Genomic DNA, 17,218 nt, shown 5'->3' with positions numbered 1-17,218 from the left:
GAAGCAGCGCCGCGTGCTAGCATCCGCCTGTCACGATCGCCCCTTTCCATCATGCTTCCCAAGCTGCACCCCTCATATGATGCCGTCGTCGCCGGCAGCGGCCCTGGCGGCGCCAGCACGGCGCGCGAGCTGGCCCGCGCCGGCATGCGCGTGCTGGTGCTGGAACAGGGCACTGCCGCCCCGCTGACAGGCACGGTAACGCAGATGGCGGCAATGGCCGCCATTCCCGGCAAGGGCGCCTGGCTGCACCGCGACGCTTCGCTGCTGGTCGGCGGCGTTACCCTCGGCGGCAGCTCGGCCATCAACTTCGCCACCGCCGCCCCGCCACCGCAGGCCATGTTCGCGCGCCACGGCATCGACCTGGCGCCGGCCCTGGGCGCATTGCGCACCGAACTGCCGCTGGCGCCCCTGCCCGATTCGCTGGTCGGCCCAATGGCCGCGCGCATGATGGCGGCCGCCCGTTCGCTCTCGCTCGACTGGCGCAAGCTCGACAAGATGATCCGCCCCGCCGCCTGCCGCAGCGGCTGCTGGCGTTGCGTGTATGGCTGCCCTTACGGCGCCAAGTGGACGGCGCGCGACTTCATCGACGAAGCCTGCCGCGCCGGCGCCACGCTGGCGGACCGCACCCGGGTGCTGCGCGTGCTGGTGCAAGATGGCCGCGCGGCCGGAGTCGAGGTCGACATTCAAGGCAGCGTGCAGACGATCTCGGCGCCGATTGTGGTGCTGGCTGGCGGCGGTATCGGTAGTCCGCGCATCCTGCACGCCTCAGGCCTCGGCCCGCGCCGCGTGCCCTTCTTCAGCGACCCGGTGGTGGCGGTGATGGGCACGGTGGACGATATCGATGGCGGAGCCGAAGTGCCGATGGCGGCCGGCCTGCACCTGCACGACGAGGGCGTCGCGCTGGCCGATTTGACGCTGCCGCAACCGATGTATGCGGCATTCGCGGCGCAGGCGGGCCGGGTCGACCGTTTGTTCGCGCACCGCCGCACCTTGAGCATGATGGTCAAGATCCGCGACGAGATCGGCGGCAGCGTCGGGCCGCGCTGGGTCGACAAGACGCTGCAGGCGGGCGACCGCAGGAAGCTGGGGCACGGGGTGGTGATGGCAAAGGCGATCCTGCGCGAGGCGGGCGCACATCACATCTTCAAATCCTGGCATTTCGCCGCGCACCCGGGCGGCAGCGTGCGCATCGGGGAAGGCGTCGATGCGGATTTGCAGACGCCGACGCTGGGCTTGTTCGTGTGCGATGCGTCGGTGATTCCGGAACCCTGGGGCTTGCCGCCGACCTTGACCTTGCTGTGCCTGGGCAAGCGGCTGGGCAGCTGGCTCGCTGCGTAGGGTGGGTTCTCGAACCCACCGACAACGCAATTAGTAATGCGGCGGACGCTCGTTGATCGGGTTCTGGCCGGCTTCCTGCAAATTGCGGATGTGCTCGGCCAGCTTGGCGACCATGGCTTCGAGCTGGTCGATCTTGCGCGCCTGCTGGTACACGGTCTGGTTCAGCGTGTCGACCAGGTCTTCCTGCAGCGCCAGCTTGATTTCGATATCGACAAAACGGTCTTCGTGGTTCACGGGGGTTCCTGCTGAATGCTGGTTAAGAGCGGCATTATGCCTGTTGGCGGGCGGTGTTCGTACTTCGTACGGTGGGCACCCTGTGCCCACGCGGGTACGGGCGTATGCTTGCACCTGCGGCAGTGGCGCATCGCTCGTACAGTATCCGAAGGGCGTCATGCGAACGTGCGTGATCGCCGGACACCGTGCGATCGATCAGTCACGGCAGCGGGTGCAAGCATACGTGTGTACCGCGTGGGCACGGAGTGCCCACCCTACGGGAAACGGCGGCGATGCATCAGCCTACCGGGTAGCGTTGGCGGCGCTACGCCACCGGATTCGGCGCATCCGGCTTCGGCGTCGCCAACAAGGCCTTCAAACTGGCCAGCCGGTCCTTCGGGCTGATGATCTCGCTTTCCTTGGGCGGGGCATCGCCCTCGTCCAGCGCCATCTCCTTGATGAAGCGCGAGGGATCGCAGTGCACCAGCTCGCCGGCGCGCTTCCGTTTCTTGCACCAAGTGATCTGCAGCGTGCGCTGGGCGCGCGTGATCCCCACGTACATCAGGCGCCGCTCTTCCTGGATGCGTGCGGCGATCTTCTCGATCGGGTCGTCCGGGTCACCCTTGTGCGGCAGGATGCCCTCTTCCACGCCCACCAAAAACACGTGTGGATACTCCAGCCCCTTCGACGCGTGCAGAGTCGACATGCGCACCGCGTCCGGCGTTTCGTCCTGGCCTTCGAGCATGGACATCAACGCCACCATCTGCGTCAGCTCCAGCAGGTTCTTTTCCTCGCCGTCGCGGTCACGCCCGCCCCTGCCGCGTTCCTTCAGCCAGTTGGTGAACTCCAGCACGTTCTGCCACTTGCTCTGCGCAGCACGGTCGTCGAAGTTCTCGTACAGGTAGTGCTCGTAGTTCATCTCCTTCATCATGTCGTCCAGCACCTCGGCGGCGTTGTCGCCGCTGCCGGACGGGCCGGGGCGCGTGGCGCGGTCCTCCAGATCGTCGATGAAGCGGCAGAAGTCGCGCAGCGGATGCAGCTGGCGGTCCTGCAATTTCGCCTCGATGCCACCCTTGCCGGCAGCCTCGAACAGCGAGCAGTTCCACTGGCGCGAGAATTCGCCCAGCACTTCCAGCGTGGCCATGCCGACGCCGCGCTTCGGTGTGGTGACGGCGCGGATGAAGGCCGGGTCGTCGTCCTGGTTCGCGATCAGGCGCAGGTAGGCGATGATGTCCTTGATCTCGGCCTTGTCGAAGAAGCTCTGGCCGCCCGACATCGTGTACGGAATGCGCTCCTTGCGCAGCGCCTGCTCCATCACGCGCGCCTGGTGGTTGCCGCGGTAGAGGATCGCGTAGTCCGACCACTTGTTCTTGCGCTGGAAGTGGTCGGCCGAGATCATGATCGCCACCTGGTCGGCTTCCTGGTCGTCGTTCTGCATGCCCATCACCTTGATCGGCTCGCCCAGGCCGTGCTCGGACCAGAGCGATTTTTCGAACAGCTTCGGGTTGTTGCCGATGACGGCATTCGCCGCCTGCAGGATGCGCGTGGTGGAGCGGTAATTCTGTTCGAGCTTGATGACGCGCAGGTCGGGGAAGTCGACCTGCAGCGTCTTCAGGTTCTCGACCGAGGCGCCGCGCCAGGCATAAATCGCTTGGTCGTCGTCGCCGACGGCCGTGAACATCGGCTTCTTGCCGATGCCCGTCACCAGCAGTTTCACCAGCTCGTACTGGCAGGTATTCGTGTCCTGGTACTCGTCCATCAGCAGGTAGCGCAGGCGGCGCTGCCAGCGGTCGCGGATCGGGTCGTTATTCCGGAACAGCTCCACCGGCAGGCGGATCAAATCGTCGAAGTCGACTGCCTGGTAAGCCTGCAGGGTGGCCACGTAGCTGCGGTAGACGCGGCCGGCCTGGGCTTCGTCCTCGTCCTTCGCTCCCTTGATAGCGTCTTCCGGGTCGACCAGGCCGTTCTTCCACAGCGAGATGGCGTTCTGGATGCGGCGGATTTCCTGCTTGTCGGTGGTGAGGCCGAGGTCGGAGACGATGGTGTAGCAATCGTCGCTGTCCATGATGGAAAACTTGTCCTTCAGGCCGACGCCGGCCGCTTCCTGGCGCAGGATCTTCACGCCCAGCGAGTGGAAGGTCGAGACGGTCAGCTGCTTGGCCTGCTTCGGCTGTTTCAGCAGCTTGGCGATACGCTCCTGCATCTCGAGCGCGGCCTTGTTGGTGAAGGTGAGCGCCGCAATCGTGCGCGGATCATAGCCGCAATGCTCGATCATGTAGGCGATCTTCTGGGTGATCACCCGCGTCTTGCCCGAGCCGGCGCCGGCCAGCACCAGGCAGGGGCCGTCGAGATAGAGCACGGCTTCGCTTTGCGGCCCGTTCAGGCCGAACTTTGGTGCATTGGACATGGGGATGCAATCGTGAGGACAGCTGAGTATTGTAGCGAAGCCGGCGCGGCTGTGCGCGGCGAACTTGGGGCTTTCTGGCCGCTTCCCGGGAGCGCTCTGGTCGATCCGGCAATCTTGCTGTGCAAATCTGCAACGCTGGCGGATGGGCACGGGCGCGCAGGTTGAATTCTGCCAAGCTGGCGGCATATGGGCTGCTTCGGGCGTGATCGGTTACCATCGCCCCATCGCGCCCCCCGCGCCCACTGCTACGAGCTGACAACAATGAAATTTGAACACCTGATCGAAATTAACGACCCGCTCAACCCGCTGATCGACACGATCACCCGCGAACAGCTGTGGCGCGGCCTGGTCATCCGCGCCGAATCGCCGAAGCTGTTCGTGCCGCACCTGGACGAATGCGAGATCGGCGAACGCGAAAGCGGCAGCTTCCAGCGCCGCCTGCGCTACGGCGACCTGGTGGTGAACGACACCGTCATCCTGACCCCGCTGCAGGAAGTGCGCTATGAGGTGCCGGCCCAGGGTGAAATCCAGGCGTCCCTGCTGACCATGACCATCGAGGCGCCGGATTCGGCGCGGCTGTACGTGCGCTTCGCGTACGACGACGGCACCGGCGAGCACAGCGATCCGGCGAACAAGATGTACGACGATTTCAAGAAATCGGCGTATGAGGAGGCGGATATCGATACGGTGCGCATCCTGCGCCAGATGGCGGCTGACGGGAAGCTGGATGCGAGTTACCTGAACTGAGATGATGTATCTGGGACGTTAGCGTATCCCGTACGGTGGGCACTCCGTGCCCACGCGGAACGCCGCATCATGTTGGCGCTCGGTTTGTCGATCGATTTGCGTCTTGCTGACCCGTCTCAATGATCATCCGTGATGCCTCCCGTGCGACGGTGAACGCGCCCTACAATCCGCGCCACCATGTCCCGCTACCGCCGCGCCCGTGATGGCCAAACCTACTTCTTCACGCTGGTCTCCTACTGGCGCCGCCCTATCCTCTGTTCGGTTCCGATCCGCACGGCCCTGCGCTCAGCGTTGATCGACGTCCGCCAACGCCGCCCTTTCGAGATCGATGCCTGGGTCCTGATGCCGGATCACCTGCACACCATCTGGACCCTGCCGCCGGATGATGCCGACTATTCGACGCGCTGGGCCCTGATCAAGCGTCTCGTTTCCCGTTCATGCGCGACCCAGTTCGAAGATGGCTGGCAACCGTCTGCATCACGCATCAAGCACCGCGATGCGAGCATCTGGCATCGCCGCTTCCATGAGCACAAGATTCGCGACGAATGGGATTTCGAGCGGCATGCGGATTACATTCATTTCAATCCGGTCAAGCACGGGTATGCCGCAAGCGCGGCGGTGTGGCCGTTTTCGACGTTTCATCGGTATGTGCGCGAGGGCGTGTATCCGGCGGATTGGGGTGGGACGGTGCACGCGCAGCGGGTGGAGTGGGATTAGTTCGTGCGCGTGGCCGGGATCGGGGCCGCGGAGCGAATTGTTGCGGCAGCGGGTCAAAAGGATAGGCACGTAACCGCGTGGGCACGGAGTGCCCACCGTACGGTCGAAGCTACCTTTGCGCTTACGTCCCCGGCTCCGAATCGGCCGGATCGGTATGGTTCACCCCTTTCGCCAAATTCGCCGCCAAATCGCGCAACGCCGTGCGCACGCCCTCCTCTATCACCGGATGATAGAACGGCATCTCCAGCATCTGCGGCACGGTCAGGCGTGCCTGCACGGCCCAGGCCAGCAAATGGCTGATGTTCTCCCCGCGCGGCGCGATCATCTCGGCGCCCAGGAAACGGCAGGTGCCATACTCCGCATACACCCGTAGCATCCCCTTGTTCTGCAACATCACCCGGCTGCGCCCCTGGTTCTCGAACGAGACCTGCCCGATGGCGAACTTCGGCCGCCCACCCTCGCACAGGGTCTTGTAGTTCTTGCCGCAGGTGGCGATGTTCGGCTCCGTGAACGCGATCGCCAGCGGCGTGCGGCGCAGGCCGGGGCGCACGTCGGGGAAGCGGCCCGCGTTCTCGCCAGCGATCTTGCCGTGATCGGCCGCTTCGGCCAGCAGCGGCAGTTCGTTGTTGGCGTCGCCCGCAATGAAGATGTGGCTGTTCCCGCATTGCATGGTGCGGCTATCAAAAGCCGGGATGCCGTTGGCCTGCAGTTCCAGCCCGGTTTCTTCCAGCCCCATGCCGTGCACGTTCGGCGTGCGGCCGGTGGCCAGCAGCACGTACTGGAAGCGCTCGCTCGTTTCCTTGCCGAGGGCGTCGCGCGTGGTGAGCAGGACCTCGTCACCCTGCTGCTCCGCTCGCACGACTTCGGTCTGGAAGCGCAAATCGAGATCCTGCGACAGGGTACGCGTGGCCGCGCGCAGCACTTCCGGGTCACTCAGGTGGGCGACGCTGCCGCCGCGTGCGAACAGGCTCACGCGCACGCCAAGGCGCGTCAGGGCCTGGCCCAGTTCCAGTCCGATCACGCCGGTGCCGATCACGGCCACCGAGCTGGGCAGAGCGTCCCAGTAAAACACGTCGTCGCTGGTGACGATGCCTGGGCCGACGTCCTTCAGTTGCGGCAGCACGGTCGGTGTGGAGCCGGTGGCGATCACGACCGTCTTCGCTTCGATCTCGGTATGCTCGTCCACGCGCAGCGTGTGCGGCCCGATGAAGCGTGCCCGCCCCTGGATCTTGTCCGCGGCCGGGAAGCCCTCGACGCTTTCAAGCACGAAGCCGACGAAGCGGTCGCGCTCGCGCCGCACGCGTTCCATCACGGCGCGGCCGTCGATGCGCTTGCCCTCGGGGTGCACGCCGAAGCCCGGCGCCAGGTCCAGCATGTGGGCCGCATCGGCGGCGGCGATCAGGAGTTTGCTCGGCATGCAGCCAACGCGTGCGCAGGTGGTGCCGTAAGGGCCGCTTTCGATGGCGACCACGCGCGCCCCTTCGGCACGGGCGGCGCGGTAGGCCGACATGCCGGCGGTGCCGGTGCCGATCACGGCCACGTCCACATTCATTTTGTTCATTGTTGTCCTCGTCGTTCTGGCTCCGAGAGGTTACGCTTTTTTTGCCGCTCTTGCCCGTTGCTGGCGCCTGCGGCGTGCTCAGATGTCGAGCGGATCGACCTCGAGCGACCAGCGCACGCGCGTCTTCAGCGCCCGCAGCAAGCCCACCCACTCCTTCAGGAAGGCCTGCAGCGCCGGGCGCGAGCTCGACTCGACCAGCAGCTGGGCGCGGTCGACGTTATACACGCGCGTCATGGTCATCGGGATCGGGTCGTTCAGGGTGATGGCATCGGTCGGCAGGATGTCGCGCGCCCCTTCCAGGAAAGCGATCGCGGTGGCCAGTTCCGGCGCCTCGGCGCGCAGCAGCGCCTGGTACATGTAGGGCGGCAGCGCGGCCTGGCGGCGCTCTTCCAGCAGGCTGCCGGCATAGCGGTCGTAGTCGTGTTTCACCACCGCCGCGTACAGCGGGTGCTGGGCATAGCGGGTCTGGATCAGCACCTCCGAGGCCAGCCCGGCGCGTCCGGCGCGGCCCGCCACCTGCATCAGCTGGGCGAACAGGCGCTCGCTGGCGCGGTAGTCCTGCGAGAACAGCGCCGTGTCCGGATTCAAAATGCCGACCAGGGTCAGCTTCTTGAAGTCGTGGCCCTTGGCGACCATTTGCGTGCCGATCAGGATGTCGACCTCGCCGCGGTGCACGGTGTCGAAGGCTTCCTGGGCGCTGCCCTTCTTGCGCGTGGAATCGGCGTCGATGCGCAGGATGCGCGCTTCCGGGAACATCGCCGCCAGCCCTTCCTCGAAGCGCTGGGTGCCACGCCCCAAAGGCTGCAAATCGACGTTGCCGCAGGTCGGGCAGTGGCGCGGGATGCGCAGCTCCAGGCTGCAGTGGTGGCAGCGCAGGCGGTGCTCGGGCTTGTGCAGCACCATGAACGAGGTGCAGCGCGTGCAATTGCTGATCCAGCCGCAGGATTCGCAGGTGATCACCGGCGCATAACCGCGCCGGTTCAGGAACAGCAGCGACTGTTCGCCGCGCTCCAGGCGTTTGCGCAGCGCGGCCAGCAGGCCGGAGGTGAGGCCTTCCTTCGGCTTGTCGCGCTCCATGTCGAGCAGGCGCACGGTGGGCAGCACGGCGTCGCGCACGGCGCGCTCGCGCAGTTCGAGCTTGCGGTAGCGGCCCGTCTGCGCGTGGTGCCAGCTTTCCAGCGAGGGCGTGGCCGAACCCAGCACGATGGGAATGCGCAGCTGGTGCGCGCGCCACACGGCCAGGTCGCGCGCGGAATAGCGCAGGCCTTCCTGCTGCTTGTACGAGGGGTCGTGCTCTTCGTCGATGACGATCAGTTTCAAATGCGGCAGCGAAGCCAGGATCGCCAGGCGCGTGCCGAGCACGATGCGCGCCTGGCCCCCGTGCGCGGCCAGCCAGTGCAGCATGCGTTCGCCTTCCGACAGGCTGCTGTGCAGGGTGGCCAGGGCCAGGCCCGGGAAGCGCGCGCGGATATTCCCTTCCAGTTGCGGCGTCAGGTTGATTTCCGGGACCAGGATCAAAATTTGCGCCTGCGGGTCGCGCGCCAACACCTGGGAGCAGGCCTGCAGGTAGACCTCGGTCTTGCCGCTGCCGGTCACGCCGTATAGCAGCAGCGGCTTGAAGCCGATCGCGCCGCCGATGGCATCGGCCGCTTCGCGCTGCTCCGGGTTCAGGGGCGGCATGCCGGACGGGGTGGCATCGGTCGCGGCATCGAGCTTGGCCAGCTTTTTCAGTGCGCGGTCGAGCGCCACGGTTTTCGGGATGCGCAGGTTCTTCGGCAGGCCGGGCAAGGCCACTTCACCCAGCGGACGCTGGTAGTAATCGGCCGCGAAACCGGCCAGCGCCAGCCACTCTTTCGAGAGCGGCGCGAGCTGGCTGCGCACTGCCAGTGCATCCTTGAGCTTCTCGGGCGGGACGTCGGTCTCGTGCTTGACCGCGACGATCAATCCCATCACTTCGCGCCGCCCGAAGCTCACCAGCGCCAGCTGTCCGACCAGGGGCAAGGCGCCTTCCTCATGCGGCCAGCCGTAGTCGAACACGCTATTGAGCGGCGTGTCGAGTGCGATTTGTAGGATGCAATGCGGCAAATTTATCCTTGTCGTACAGGCTGTGGAAAACTTTGTGGAGAATGGAAGGCTTGACCGGTGGAGAAGTTTACGTTAAGTCAAACGATACGTGGATACGCGGAAATACAAGAAAAATAAGCCCTGTATATTCAATCACTTACGCCAGCCAAAGTAGTCCACAGCAACTTGGTTCCCGCTCTGCAATGATTGTGTATAACCTTGGTTTCCATGCTAAGGCATGCAACAAAGTAATGAAGATTTAAACAATAATCTACGAAGCTTTGTCTAAGTATCGGTAAACACGGGAGTTTTTATAGCCGAGCTCAGCGTGCTGTTGATAACTTTGTGAACAAGGAAGTGAAAAGCACTGATTTCGCCGGGAAAACTCGCTTTCGTACTAGCAAGCCAATCGATTAAACAAAGAAAAACTCTTTGAATTCAATAGCTTGCTGTTTACGCTCACTCAGCCAATTGTCCACAGCCTCTAGACTTGCATTTTTGAAACTTGTGAACAAGTGTGATTTTGCTGCGCCGCGGTGGACATTTTGTCCACCCTGCCTGGCAAATCAGCCAGCGCGCTGGCGGCGGCTGAAGCTGTGCACAGCTTCCACCATGGCGCTCACCGATTCCGGCGGCGTGAACTGCGAAATGCCGTGGCCAAGGTTGAACACGTGGCCCGAACCGGCCGACGGTGCGCCGTAGGCGGTGAGCGAGCGTTCCACCTCGGCGCGGATCTGGTCCGGCTCGGCGAACAAGATGGCCGGGTCGAGGTTGCCCTGCAGGGCCACGCGGTCGCCGACCAGGGCGCGGGCGCGGCCCAGGTTCACGGTCCAGTCCAGGCCCAGCGCATCGGCGCCGATGTCCGCCATTTCGTCGAGCCAGATGCCGCCGCCCTTGGTAAAGACGATTGCCGGAATGCGCACGCCATCTTTTTCGCGCTGCAGCTGGCTGAGGACCTGCTGCATGTACTTCAGCGAGAACTCCTGGTAGGCGCCGTCGGCCAGCGCACCGCCCCAGGAATCGAAGATCATCACGGCCTGGGCGCCGGCGTCGATCTGGGCGTTCAGGTACTGCGCCACAGCGGTGGCGTTGATCTCCAGGATGCGGTGCATCAGGTCCGGGCGCGCGTACAGCATCTTTTTGATGGTGTGGAATTCGCGCGAGCCCTGGCCTTCGACCATGTAGCAGGCCAGCGTCCACGGGCTGCCCGAGAAGCCGATCAGCGGCACGCGGCCGTCGAGCGCCAGGCGGATCGAGGTGACGGCCTTGAACACGTAGTCGAGCGAGTCCATCTCCGGCACACGCAGCGCCAGCACGTCGGCCTCGGTGCGCAGCGGACGCTCGAACTTCGGGCCTTCGCCGTCGGCGAAGTACAGGCCCAGGCCCATCGCATCGGGGACGGTCAGGATGTCCGAGAACAGGATCGAGGCGTCGAGCGGATAGCGGTCGATCGGCTGCAGCGTGACTTCGGTGGCGTAGTCCGGGTTCTTTGCCAGGCCCAGGAACGATCCGGCACGCGCGCGGGTGGCGCGGTATTCCGGCAAGTAGCGCCCCGCCTGGCGCATCAGCCAGACAGGCGTGTACTCGGTCGGCTGGCGCAGCAGCGCGCGCAGGAAAGTATCGTTCTTGAGCGGGGCAAATTGTGGCATGGCTGACAATAAAGGCGTCGGGAAGAGGGTTATTATCGCATTCTTGAGGGGGTCTTGGCATCCGGCTGCGGTTTCGTAGGGTGGGTACTCGTACCCACCATGTGCGCGTGATGTGTTGTGAAACCGGTGGGTACAAGTACCCACCCTACGGACTTGGCATCCGGCTGGGTAGCTCGGCAGGTGCGCACCGAGGTTTCGTAGGGTGGACACCTGTGTCCACGCGGTACATCGACTGAACGATCGAAACGATATCGCGAGTCGCGACAGCCGAATCCGCGTGGACACAGGTGTCCACCCTACGAAAACCAGGCTAACTCTTATAATGCTGGTTCATCTTCCTGAGCTAACCGCCATGACCGACTCGACCCGCCCACAGGCCGCGCCCTGCGGCACCTGGACTTCCCCGATCAGCGCCGCCGTGGTCGCCGCCGGCGCCATGCCGCTGTCCCAGCTCGCGCTCGACGGCCAGGACGTGCTGTGGCTGGCCGGCCGCGCCAGCGAAGCCGGCCGCACCACCCTGCTGCGCCGGCGCGCGCACGACGTAACCGAGCTGACCCCGGCCCCGTTCAACGTGCGCACCCGCGTGCACGAGTACGGCGGCGGCGCGTATGCGGCCGACGGAGGCACGGTCTGGTTCTCGCACCACGCCGACAACAAGCTGTACCGCGTGGAAGACGGTGGCGAGCCGGTCCTGATGACGAAGGAAGACGCCGTGCGCTACGCCGACTTCGTGCCGGACCGCGCGCGCAATCGCCTGGTCGCCGTGCGCGAAGACCACCTGGCCGGCGAAGCCTACCCGGTCAACACGGTGTGCGCGGTCGGCTTCGACGGAACAGAGACCATCCTCGTCGACGGCAACGACTTTTATGCCGCCCCGCGCCTGTCCCCCGATGGCAAGCAGCTGGCCTGGCTGTGCTGGGACCACCCGCGCATGCCCTGGCAAGGCACCGAGCTGTGGGTGGCCGATGTCGGGGAAGACGGCAAGCTGGTCGACGGCCGCCTGGTGGCAGGCGGCATGGACGAGTCGATCTGCCAGCCCGAGTGGTCGCCCGAAGGCCTGCTGCATTTCGTGTCCGACCGCAGCGGCTGGTGGAACCTGTACCGCTTCGAGCACGGCGTGGTGCACGCGCTGTGCCCGCGCGAAGCCGAATTCGGCGGCCCGCACTGGAGCTTCGGCGGCTCGATGTACGGCTTCCGCTCGGAAGACGAAATCGTCTGCACCTATATCGAGGACGGCGTCAGCCGCCTGGCCAGCCTGTCGACGCGCGGCTGCACACTCACGCCCATCGACACGCCCTACCAGGAAATCCGCGAACTGCGCGTGACGCCGCAGGCGGTGGCCGTGCTGGCCGGCTCACCGACCATCGCCCTGGAACTGGCCCTGATCGACCCTGCCACCGGCGCACGCGAAGTGCTGGCGCGCTCGATCGACGCCCTGCCCGACACCGGCTATTTGTCCGTCCCGCGCAGCATCCGCTATCCGAGCGCGAACGGCCGCAGCGCCTATGCCTTCCATTACGCGCCGACCAACAAGGACTACGCACCGCAGAACGGCGAGCTGCCGCCCTTGATCGTGATCGGCCACGGCGGCCCGACCGGCATGGCCACCAGCACCCTGAAACTGGCGACACAATTCTGGACCAGCCGCGGCTTCGCCGTGCTCGACGTGAACTACGGCGGCAGCAGCGGCTTCGGGCGCAGCTACCGCGACCTGCTCAAGGGTCAGTGGGGCGTGATCGACGTCGAGGACTGCGTGGCCGGCGCGCGCCACCTGGCCGAACAAGGCCTGGCCGACCCCGAGCGCCTGCTGATCCGCGGCAGCAGCGCCGGCGGCCTGACGACCTTGTCGGCCCTGGCCTTCCACGACGTCTTCAAGGCCGGCGCCAGCTACTATGGCGTGTCCGACCTGGCCGGCCTGGACGCCGACTCGCACAAGTTCGAGTCGCACTACAACGAATACCTGATCGCACCCAAGGCGCAGGCCGACGCCGTCTACCGCCAGCGCTCGCCGATCCACCACACGGCCTCGCTCAAGCGCCCGATGATCTTCTTCCAGGGCCTGGACGACAAGGTGGTGCCGCCCCAGCAGTCGGAGTCGATGGTGGAGGCGCTGCGCGCCAGCCGCGTGCCGGTGGCCTACATCACGCTCGAAGGCGAAGGCCACGGCTTCCGCAAGGCCGACAGCGTCGTGAAAACGCTGGAAGCGGAGCTGGTGTTCTACTTGCGCGTGTTCGGCATCCCGGTCCCAGGCGGGCTGCCTGAAGTCGAGATCGAGAACCTGGCTGCATGACGCCGAACAACCTACGCCAGGCCATTCCCGGACTCGCAGATGAATTCAAACGCCCGCTCGGCCTGCTCGCGCTGGCGGGCGAGCCGATGGGGCGCAAGCGCATCTTCGACTGCCTGAAGCTGATGTACCAGGGCAGCTTTACCGAAAGCGCCTCGAACGCCGACCTGAACCAGCTGAGCGAGCATGGCCTGATCCAGGAAGTCACGGGCCGCGGCTTCGTCATCGCGCCCGAGGCCTCGTGGCCGGCCCTGAAGGCGGTGATCGACAACGACGAGATCGAAGACCTGGCCGCCGCCTACCTGCACGACATGCCGGTGCGGATGGACTGGCAGGGCCGCCCGGTGCTGCGCAGCTACCGCCAGGGCCTGGCCCTGCTGCGCGTGGCGCTCGTCACCGGCAAGGAAAGCGCGCTGATCTCGCCGCTGCTGGCTGCCTGCCTGGCCTGCCACGAAGCGGCGTACTCGCCGCCCTTCGTCGATATCTGCGCACGCCCCTTCGAGCCGGAGCTGCTCGACCACATCAATCCACGCGTGCTCGAAGGCGTGCTGGCGGTACTGATCCACCATGCCCAGCGCGAACTGGAGGTAGCGGCGGACATCCGCGCCTATACCGAACGTTACGTGGCCCAGGGCTGGGCCTCGATGGGCCTGCGCGTGGCGCTGGCCGAGCACCTGATCCTGTGCGGCCGCCTGGACGACGCCGGCGCGCTGCTGGCGGAGCTGGACGACTCCACCGCCCTGTTCTACCGCAGCGTGATCCTGCTGCTGCGCGATGGGCTCGATGAGGCCCTGGCCGGCTTCGACGCCGCCCTCAAGCTGCTGCGCCGCGAAACCGGCAGGCGCAAGGCGGTCTTCCCCGGCATCGGCGGCCACCTGTACGTGACGGCCATGCTGCGCCGCGACGACGCCAGGCTGCATAAAGCCCTCGACAGTTATCTCGACAGCGCCACGCGCGCCGTGCAGAGCCACGATACCGCCGTCTACCAGCAACTGAGCATGCTGCGCCAGATCCGCGGCGGCACGGTCGATGCCAACGTGCTGCCGTCGCGGAACTGGGAAACCGCGTTGCAGCCGGTGATGTTCCGCGCGCTCATGCACTGGTGGCTGGGCATGCCGCAGCTCGCCAACCGCAGCGAGCTGCTGGAAGAAAGCCTGGCGCTGTCGGAAGCGGCCGGCTTCGACCTGGTCAGCGCACAGCTGGCCGGTGTGCTCGGGCAGATGGGCAGCATCGCGCACGAGCAGCGCGCCATCGCCCTGCGCCGGCAGCACCGGCTCACCGACATGACGCTCTGGTTCGAGCGCGAGCAGGCCTGGGAGCGCCAGCTGAACGCCCTCATCAACCTGCAGCCGGCCGTGAACGTGGAAGTGGTGAAGGAATCGCGCCTGGTCTGGCTGCTGCGCTACGACGCCCAGTACGGCGTGCAGGAAGTCGAGCCGCGCGAGCAGAAGCGCGATGCGCAGGGCGCCTGGAGCCGCGGCCGCCCGGTGGGCCTGAAGCGCCTGCTCGAAGAAGCCGCCGCGCTCGACTTCGTCACGGCGCAAGACCTGCAGGTGGTCGCCAGCATCGGCGCCCAGCGCCAGCAATACAGCAGCAACCTGCGCTACGACTTCGACCTCGACAAGGCCGTGGCCGCGCTGATCGGCCACCCGCTGCTGTTCTGGATGGACTCTCCGGGCACGCGCGTGGAACTGCTGCCGGGCGAACCCGAGCTGCTGGTCAAAGCCGACCGCGACAACGTGACGATCTCGCTGCGCCCGCCCCTGCACCGCGGTGCCGGCGACGTGGTGGTCACGCGCGAGTCGCCGACCCGCCTGCGCGTGGTGCGCGTGCGCGACGAGCACCGCCGCATCGGCGCGATCGTCGGCGAGTCGCTGGTCGTGCCCCTGGAAGCCGAAGTGCGCGTGCTGCAGGCGATCGGCGCGATTTCCTCGATCGTCACGGTGCAGTCGGACATCGGCGCCAGCTCCGCGGATATCGAACGCATCGCCGCCGACCCGCGCCTGCACGTGCACCTGCTGCCCTATGGCCAGGGCCTGCGCATCCGCATCCTGGTGCGGCCGTTGCCGGACAGCGGCGCCTATTACGCGCCGGGCAGCGGCGCCGAGCGCGTGATCGCCGATGTGAATGGCGTGCGCACCGAAGCGAAACGCGACCTGAACCTTGAGCGCGAAAGCCAGCGCCAGCTGCTGCTTGAATGCCGCGCACTCGAAAGCGCGGAAGAAGAGCACGGCGAATGGCTGCTCGGCCAGCCTTTCGCCAGCCTGGAGCTGGTAAGCGAGCTGCAGGAGCTGGACCCGGCGCGCGTGGTCATCGCCTGGCCCGAAGGCGAGCCTTTCCGCGTCAGCAAAAAGGTGTCGTCGAAATCCGTGCGCCTGAACATCAAGCGCGACAAGGACTGGTTTGCCGCGAATGGCGAAGTCGTGGTCGACGAAAACCGGGTGATGGACCTGGTGTCGCTGCTGGAAAAGATGCGCGGCAGCGAAGGCCGTTTCATCGCGCTGGGCGACAACCAGTTCCTGGCGCTGACCAACGAACTGCACCGCAGGCTCACCGACCTCGCCGCCTACACCGATGCCAACGGGGACGCGCTGCGCGTGCACCCGCTGGCCAGCTTCGCGCTGGAAGAACTGGCGCTTGACGCCGGCAACGTGGAATTCGACAAGGCCTGGCGTACCCACCTGAAGAAAATGGCGGACAACGCCGCCTATGAGCCGCAGCTACCGTCCACCCTGCAGGCCGAGCTGCGCGACTACCAGCGCGAAGGTTTCGAGTGGCTGGCGCGCCTGGCCCACTGGGGCGTGGGCGCCTGCCTGGCCGACGACATGGGCCTCGGCAAGACCCTGCAGGCGCTGGCCCTGATCCTGCTGCGCGCACCGAACGGCCCGACCCTGGTGGTGGCGCCGACCTCGGTCTGCACCAACTGGATCGCGGAAGCGGCGCGCTTTGCGCCGACGCTGAACATCAAGCTGTTCGGCACCGGCGAGCGCGCCGGGATGCTGGAAAGCGCCGGCCCCTTCGACGTGATCGTCGCCAGCTACGGCCTGCTGCAGCTGGAAGCGCCGCTGTTCGCCAAGAAGACCTGGCACACCATCGTGCTCGACGAAGCGCAGGCCTTCAAGAACGCGGCCACGCGCCGCTCACAAGCGGTGATGGCGCTACGCGGCGACTTCCGCATGATCGCCACCGGCACGCCGCTGGAAAACCACCTGGGCGAACTCTGGAACCTGTTCCGGTTCATCAACCCGGGCCTGCTCGGCACCGCCGACCAGTTCCAGCTGCGCTTTGCCGGCCCCATCGAAAAGGCCCAGGACAAGCGCGCCGAGGCTGGCGCACGCACGCGTTTGCGGCGCCTGACGCAGCCCTTCATCCTGCGCCGCACCAAGAGCCAGGTGCTGACCGAACTGCCGCCGCGCACCGAGATCGTGATCCCGGTCGAGCTGACCGCGGAAGAAACCGCGTTCTACGAGTCGCTGCGGCGCGAAGCGCTGGACAAATTGTCGGCACTCGAAGCGCCGGAAAGCCAGAAGTCGATCGCCATCCTGGCCGAGATGATGCGGCTGCGCCGCGCGGTCTGCAATCCGGAGCTCGTCGCCCCGGGACTGGGCATCGCCAGCAGCAAACTGAATACCTTTGCGCACCTGATCGACGACCTGCTGGAGAACCGCCACAAGGTGCTGGTGTTCAGCCAGTTCGTCGACCACCTGACCCTGATCCGCAAGCTGCTCGACGAACGCGGCATCGCCTACCAGTACCTGGACGGTTCCACGCCCATGCAGGAGCGGAAAAAACGCGTCGACGCCTTCCAGGCCGGCGAAGGAGACCTGTTCCTCATCAGCCTGAAGGCGGGCGGCGTCGGCATCAACCTGACGGCGGCCGACTACGTGATCCACATGGACCCTTGGTGGAACCCGGCGGTGGAAGACCAGGCCTCGGACCGCGCGCACCGCATGGGGCAGCAGCGGCCGGTGACCATCTACCGCCTGGTGGCGCGCCACACCATCGAGGAAGGCATCGTCGAACTGCACGGCCACAAGCGCGACCTGGCCGACAGCCTGCTCGAAGGCGGCGACATGGCGGCGCGCATGTCGCCGAGCGAGATGCTGGCGATGCTGCAGCAGGGACTGGCGCGCTGAGCCCATCCATGTGATCATTGCCGCTTTTGCAAGCGCAGCCGCATGCGAAAAAGGAGCCGGCGCAGGCTGGCGCAAAACGTGACGTATTGTTTCAAGCAC

Annotated in this window: 10 protein-coding genes; 5 read left to right on the top strand and 5 right to left on the bottom strand. The window is 65.9% G+C overall.

All coding sequences use genetic code 11. From position 1 onward, the window contains the following. Positions 1-51 precede the first annotated feature (51 nt). The gene (locus tag LK540_RS07330) at positions 52-1,338 is read left to right on the top strand and encodes an FAD-dependent oxidoreductase (RefSeq protein WP_229436478.1); all 1,287 of its coding nucleotides are present in this window, start codon (positions 52-54) and stop codon (positions 1,336-1,338) included. 30 nt (positions 1,339-1,368) lie between these two features. Here the strand turns inward: LK540_RS07330 and LK540_RS07325 are convergent, their stop codons facing one another. After that, on the bottom strand, positions 1,369-1,572 hold the full coding sequence (locus tag LK540_RS07325) for a SlyX family protein (RefSeq protein ID WP_229436477.1): 204 nt from the start codon (positions 1,570-1,572) through the stop codon (positions 1,369-1,371). 304 nt (positions 1,573-1,876) lie between these two features. After that, positions 1,877-3,958, bottom strand: coding sequence for a UvrD-helicase domain-containing protein (locus LK540_RS07320; protein WP_229436476.1), 2,082 nt, complete (start codon positions 3,956-3,958; stop codon positions 1,877-1,879). A gap of 261 nt (positions 3,959-4,219) precedes the next feature. Between LK540_RS07320 and LK540_RS07315 the strand changes: the two genes are divergently transcribed. Continuing rightward, positions 4,220-4,705, top strand: a complete 486-nt coding sequence (locus LK540_RS07315; RefSeq protein WP_229436475.1) for an SRPBCC family protein — start codon at positions 4,220-4,222, stop codon at positions 4,703-4,705. 177 nt (positions 4,706-4,882) lie between these two features. After that, a complete protein-coding gene (locus tag LK540_RS07310; RefSeq protein WP_229436474.1) occupies positions 4,883-5,422 on the top strand; it encodes a transposase in 540 nt (179 codons plus the stop codon). A gap of 121 nt (positions 5,423-5,543) precedes the next feature. Here the strand turns inward: LK540_RS07310 and LK540_RS07305 are convergent, their stop codons facing one another. From LK540_RS07305 to hemE, 3 genes are all read right to left on the bottom strand, one after another. Then, positions 5,544-6,983, bottom strand: a complete 1,440-nt coding sequence (locus LK540_RS07305; RefSeq protein WP_229436473.1) for a dihydrolipoyl dehydrogenase — start codon at positions 6,981-6,983, stop codon at positions 5,544-5,546. Positions 6,984-7,061: 78 nt separating this feature from the next. Beyond that, positions 7,062-9,068 carry a primosomal protein N' gene (locus LK540_RS07300; RefSeq protein ID WP_229436471.1) on the bottom strand — a complete coding sequence of 669 codons (2,007 nt, stop codon included), beginning with the start codon at positions 9,066-9,068 and terminating at the stop codon, positions 7,062-7,064. A 545-nt stretch (positions 9,069-9,613) separates the two neighbouring features. Beyond that, complete coding sequence (gene hemE / locus LK540_RS07295) at positions 9,614-10,696, bottom strand: uroporphyrinogen decarboxylase (RefSeq protein ID WP_229436469.1); 1,083 nt, start codon at positions 10,694-10,696, stop codon at positions 9,614-9,616. Between the two features lie 352 nt (positions 10,697-11,048). Here hemE and LK540_RS07290 point away from each other — a divergent pair, with 352 nt between their 5' ends. Together LK540_RS07290 and LK540_RS07285 are read left to right on the top strand one after the other, a co-directional pair. Further along, the gene (locus LK540_RS07290) at positions 11,049-12,986 is read left to right on the top strand and encodes a prolyl oligopeptidase family serine peptidase (protein WP_229436468.1); all 1,938 of its coding nucleotides are present in this window, start codon (positions 11,049-11,051) and stop codon (positions 12,984-12,986) included. Beyond that, the gene (locus tag LK540_RS07285) at positions 12,983-17,119 is read left to right on the top strand and encodes a DEAD/DEAH box helicase (protein ID WP_229436466.1); all 4,137 of its coding nucleotides are present in this window, start codon (positions 12,983-12,985) and stop codon (positions 17,117-17,119) included. The genes LK540_RS07290 and LK540_RS07285 overlap by 4 nt, the downstream gene beginning before the upstream one ends. Positions 17,120-17,218: the final 99 nt, after the last annotated feature.

The organism is Massilia sp. IC2-278 (assembly GCF_020708045.1).
Taxonomy (GTDB): domain Bacteria; phylum Pseudomonadota; class Gammaproteobacteria; order Burkholderiales; family Burkholderiaceae_D; genus Telluria.
Note: the sequence above shows the minus strand (reverse complement) of the source record. Positions and strands in the feature narration are given on the sequence as shown.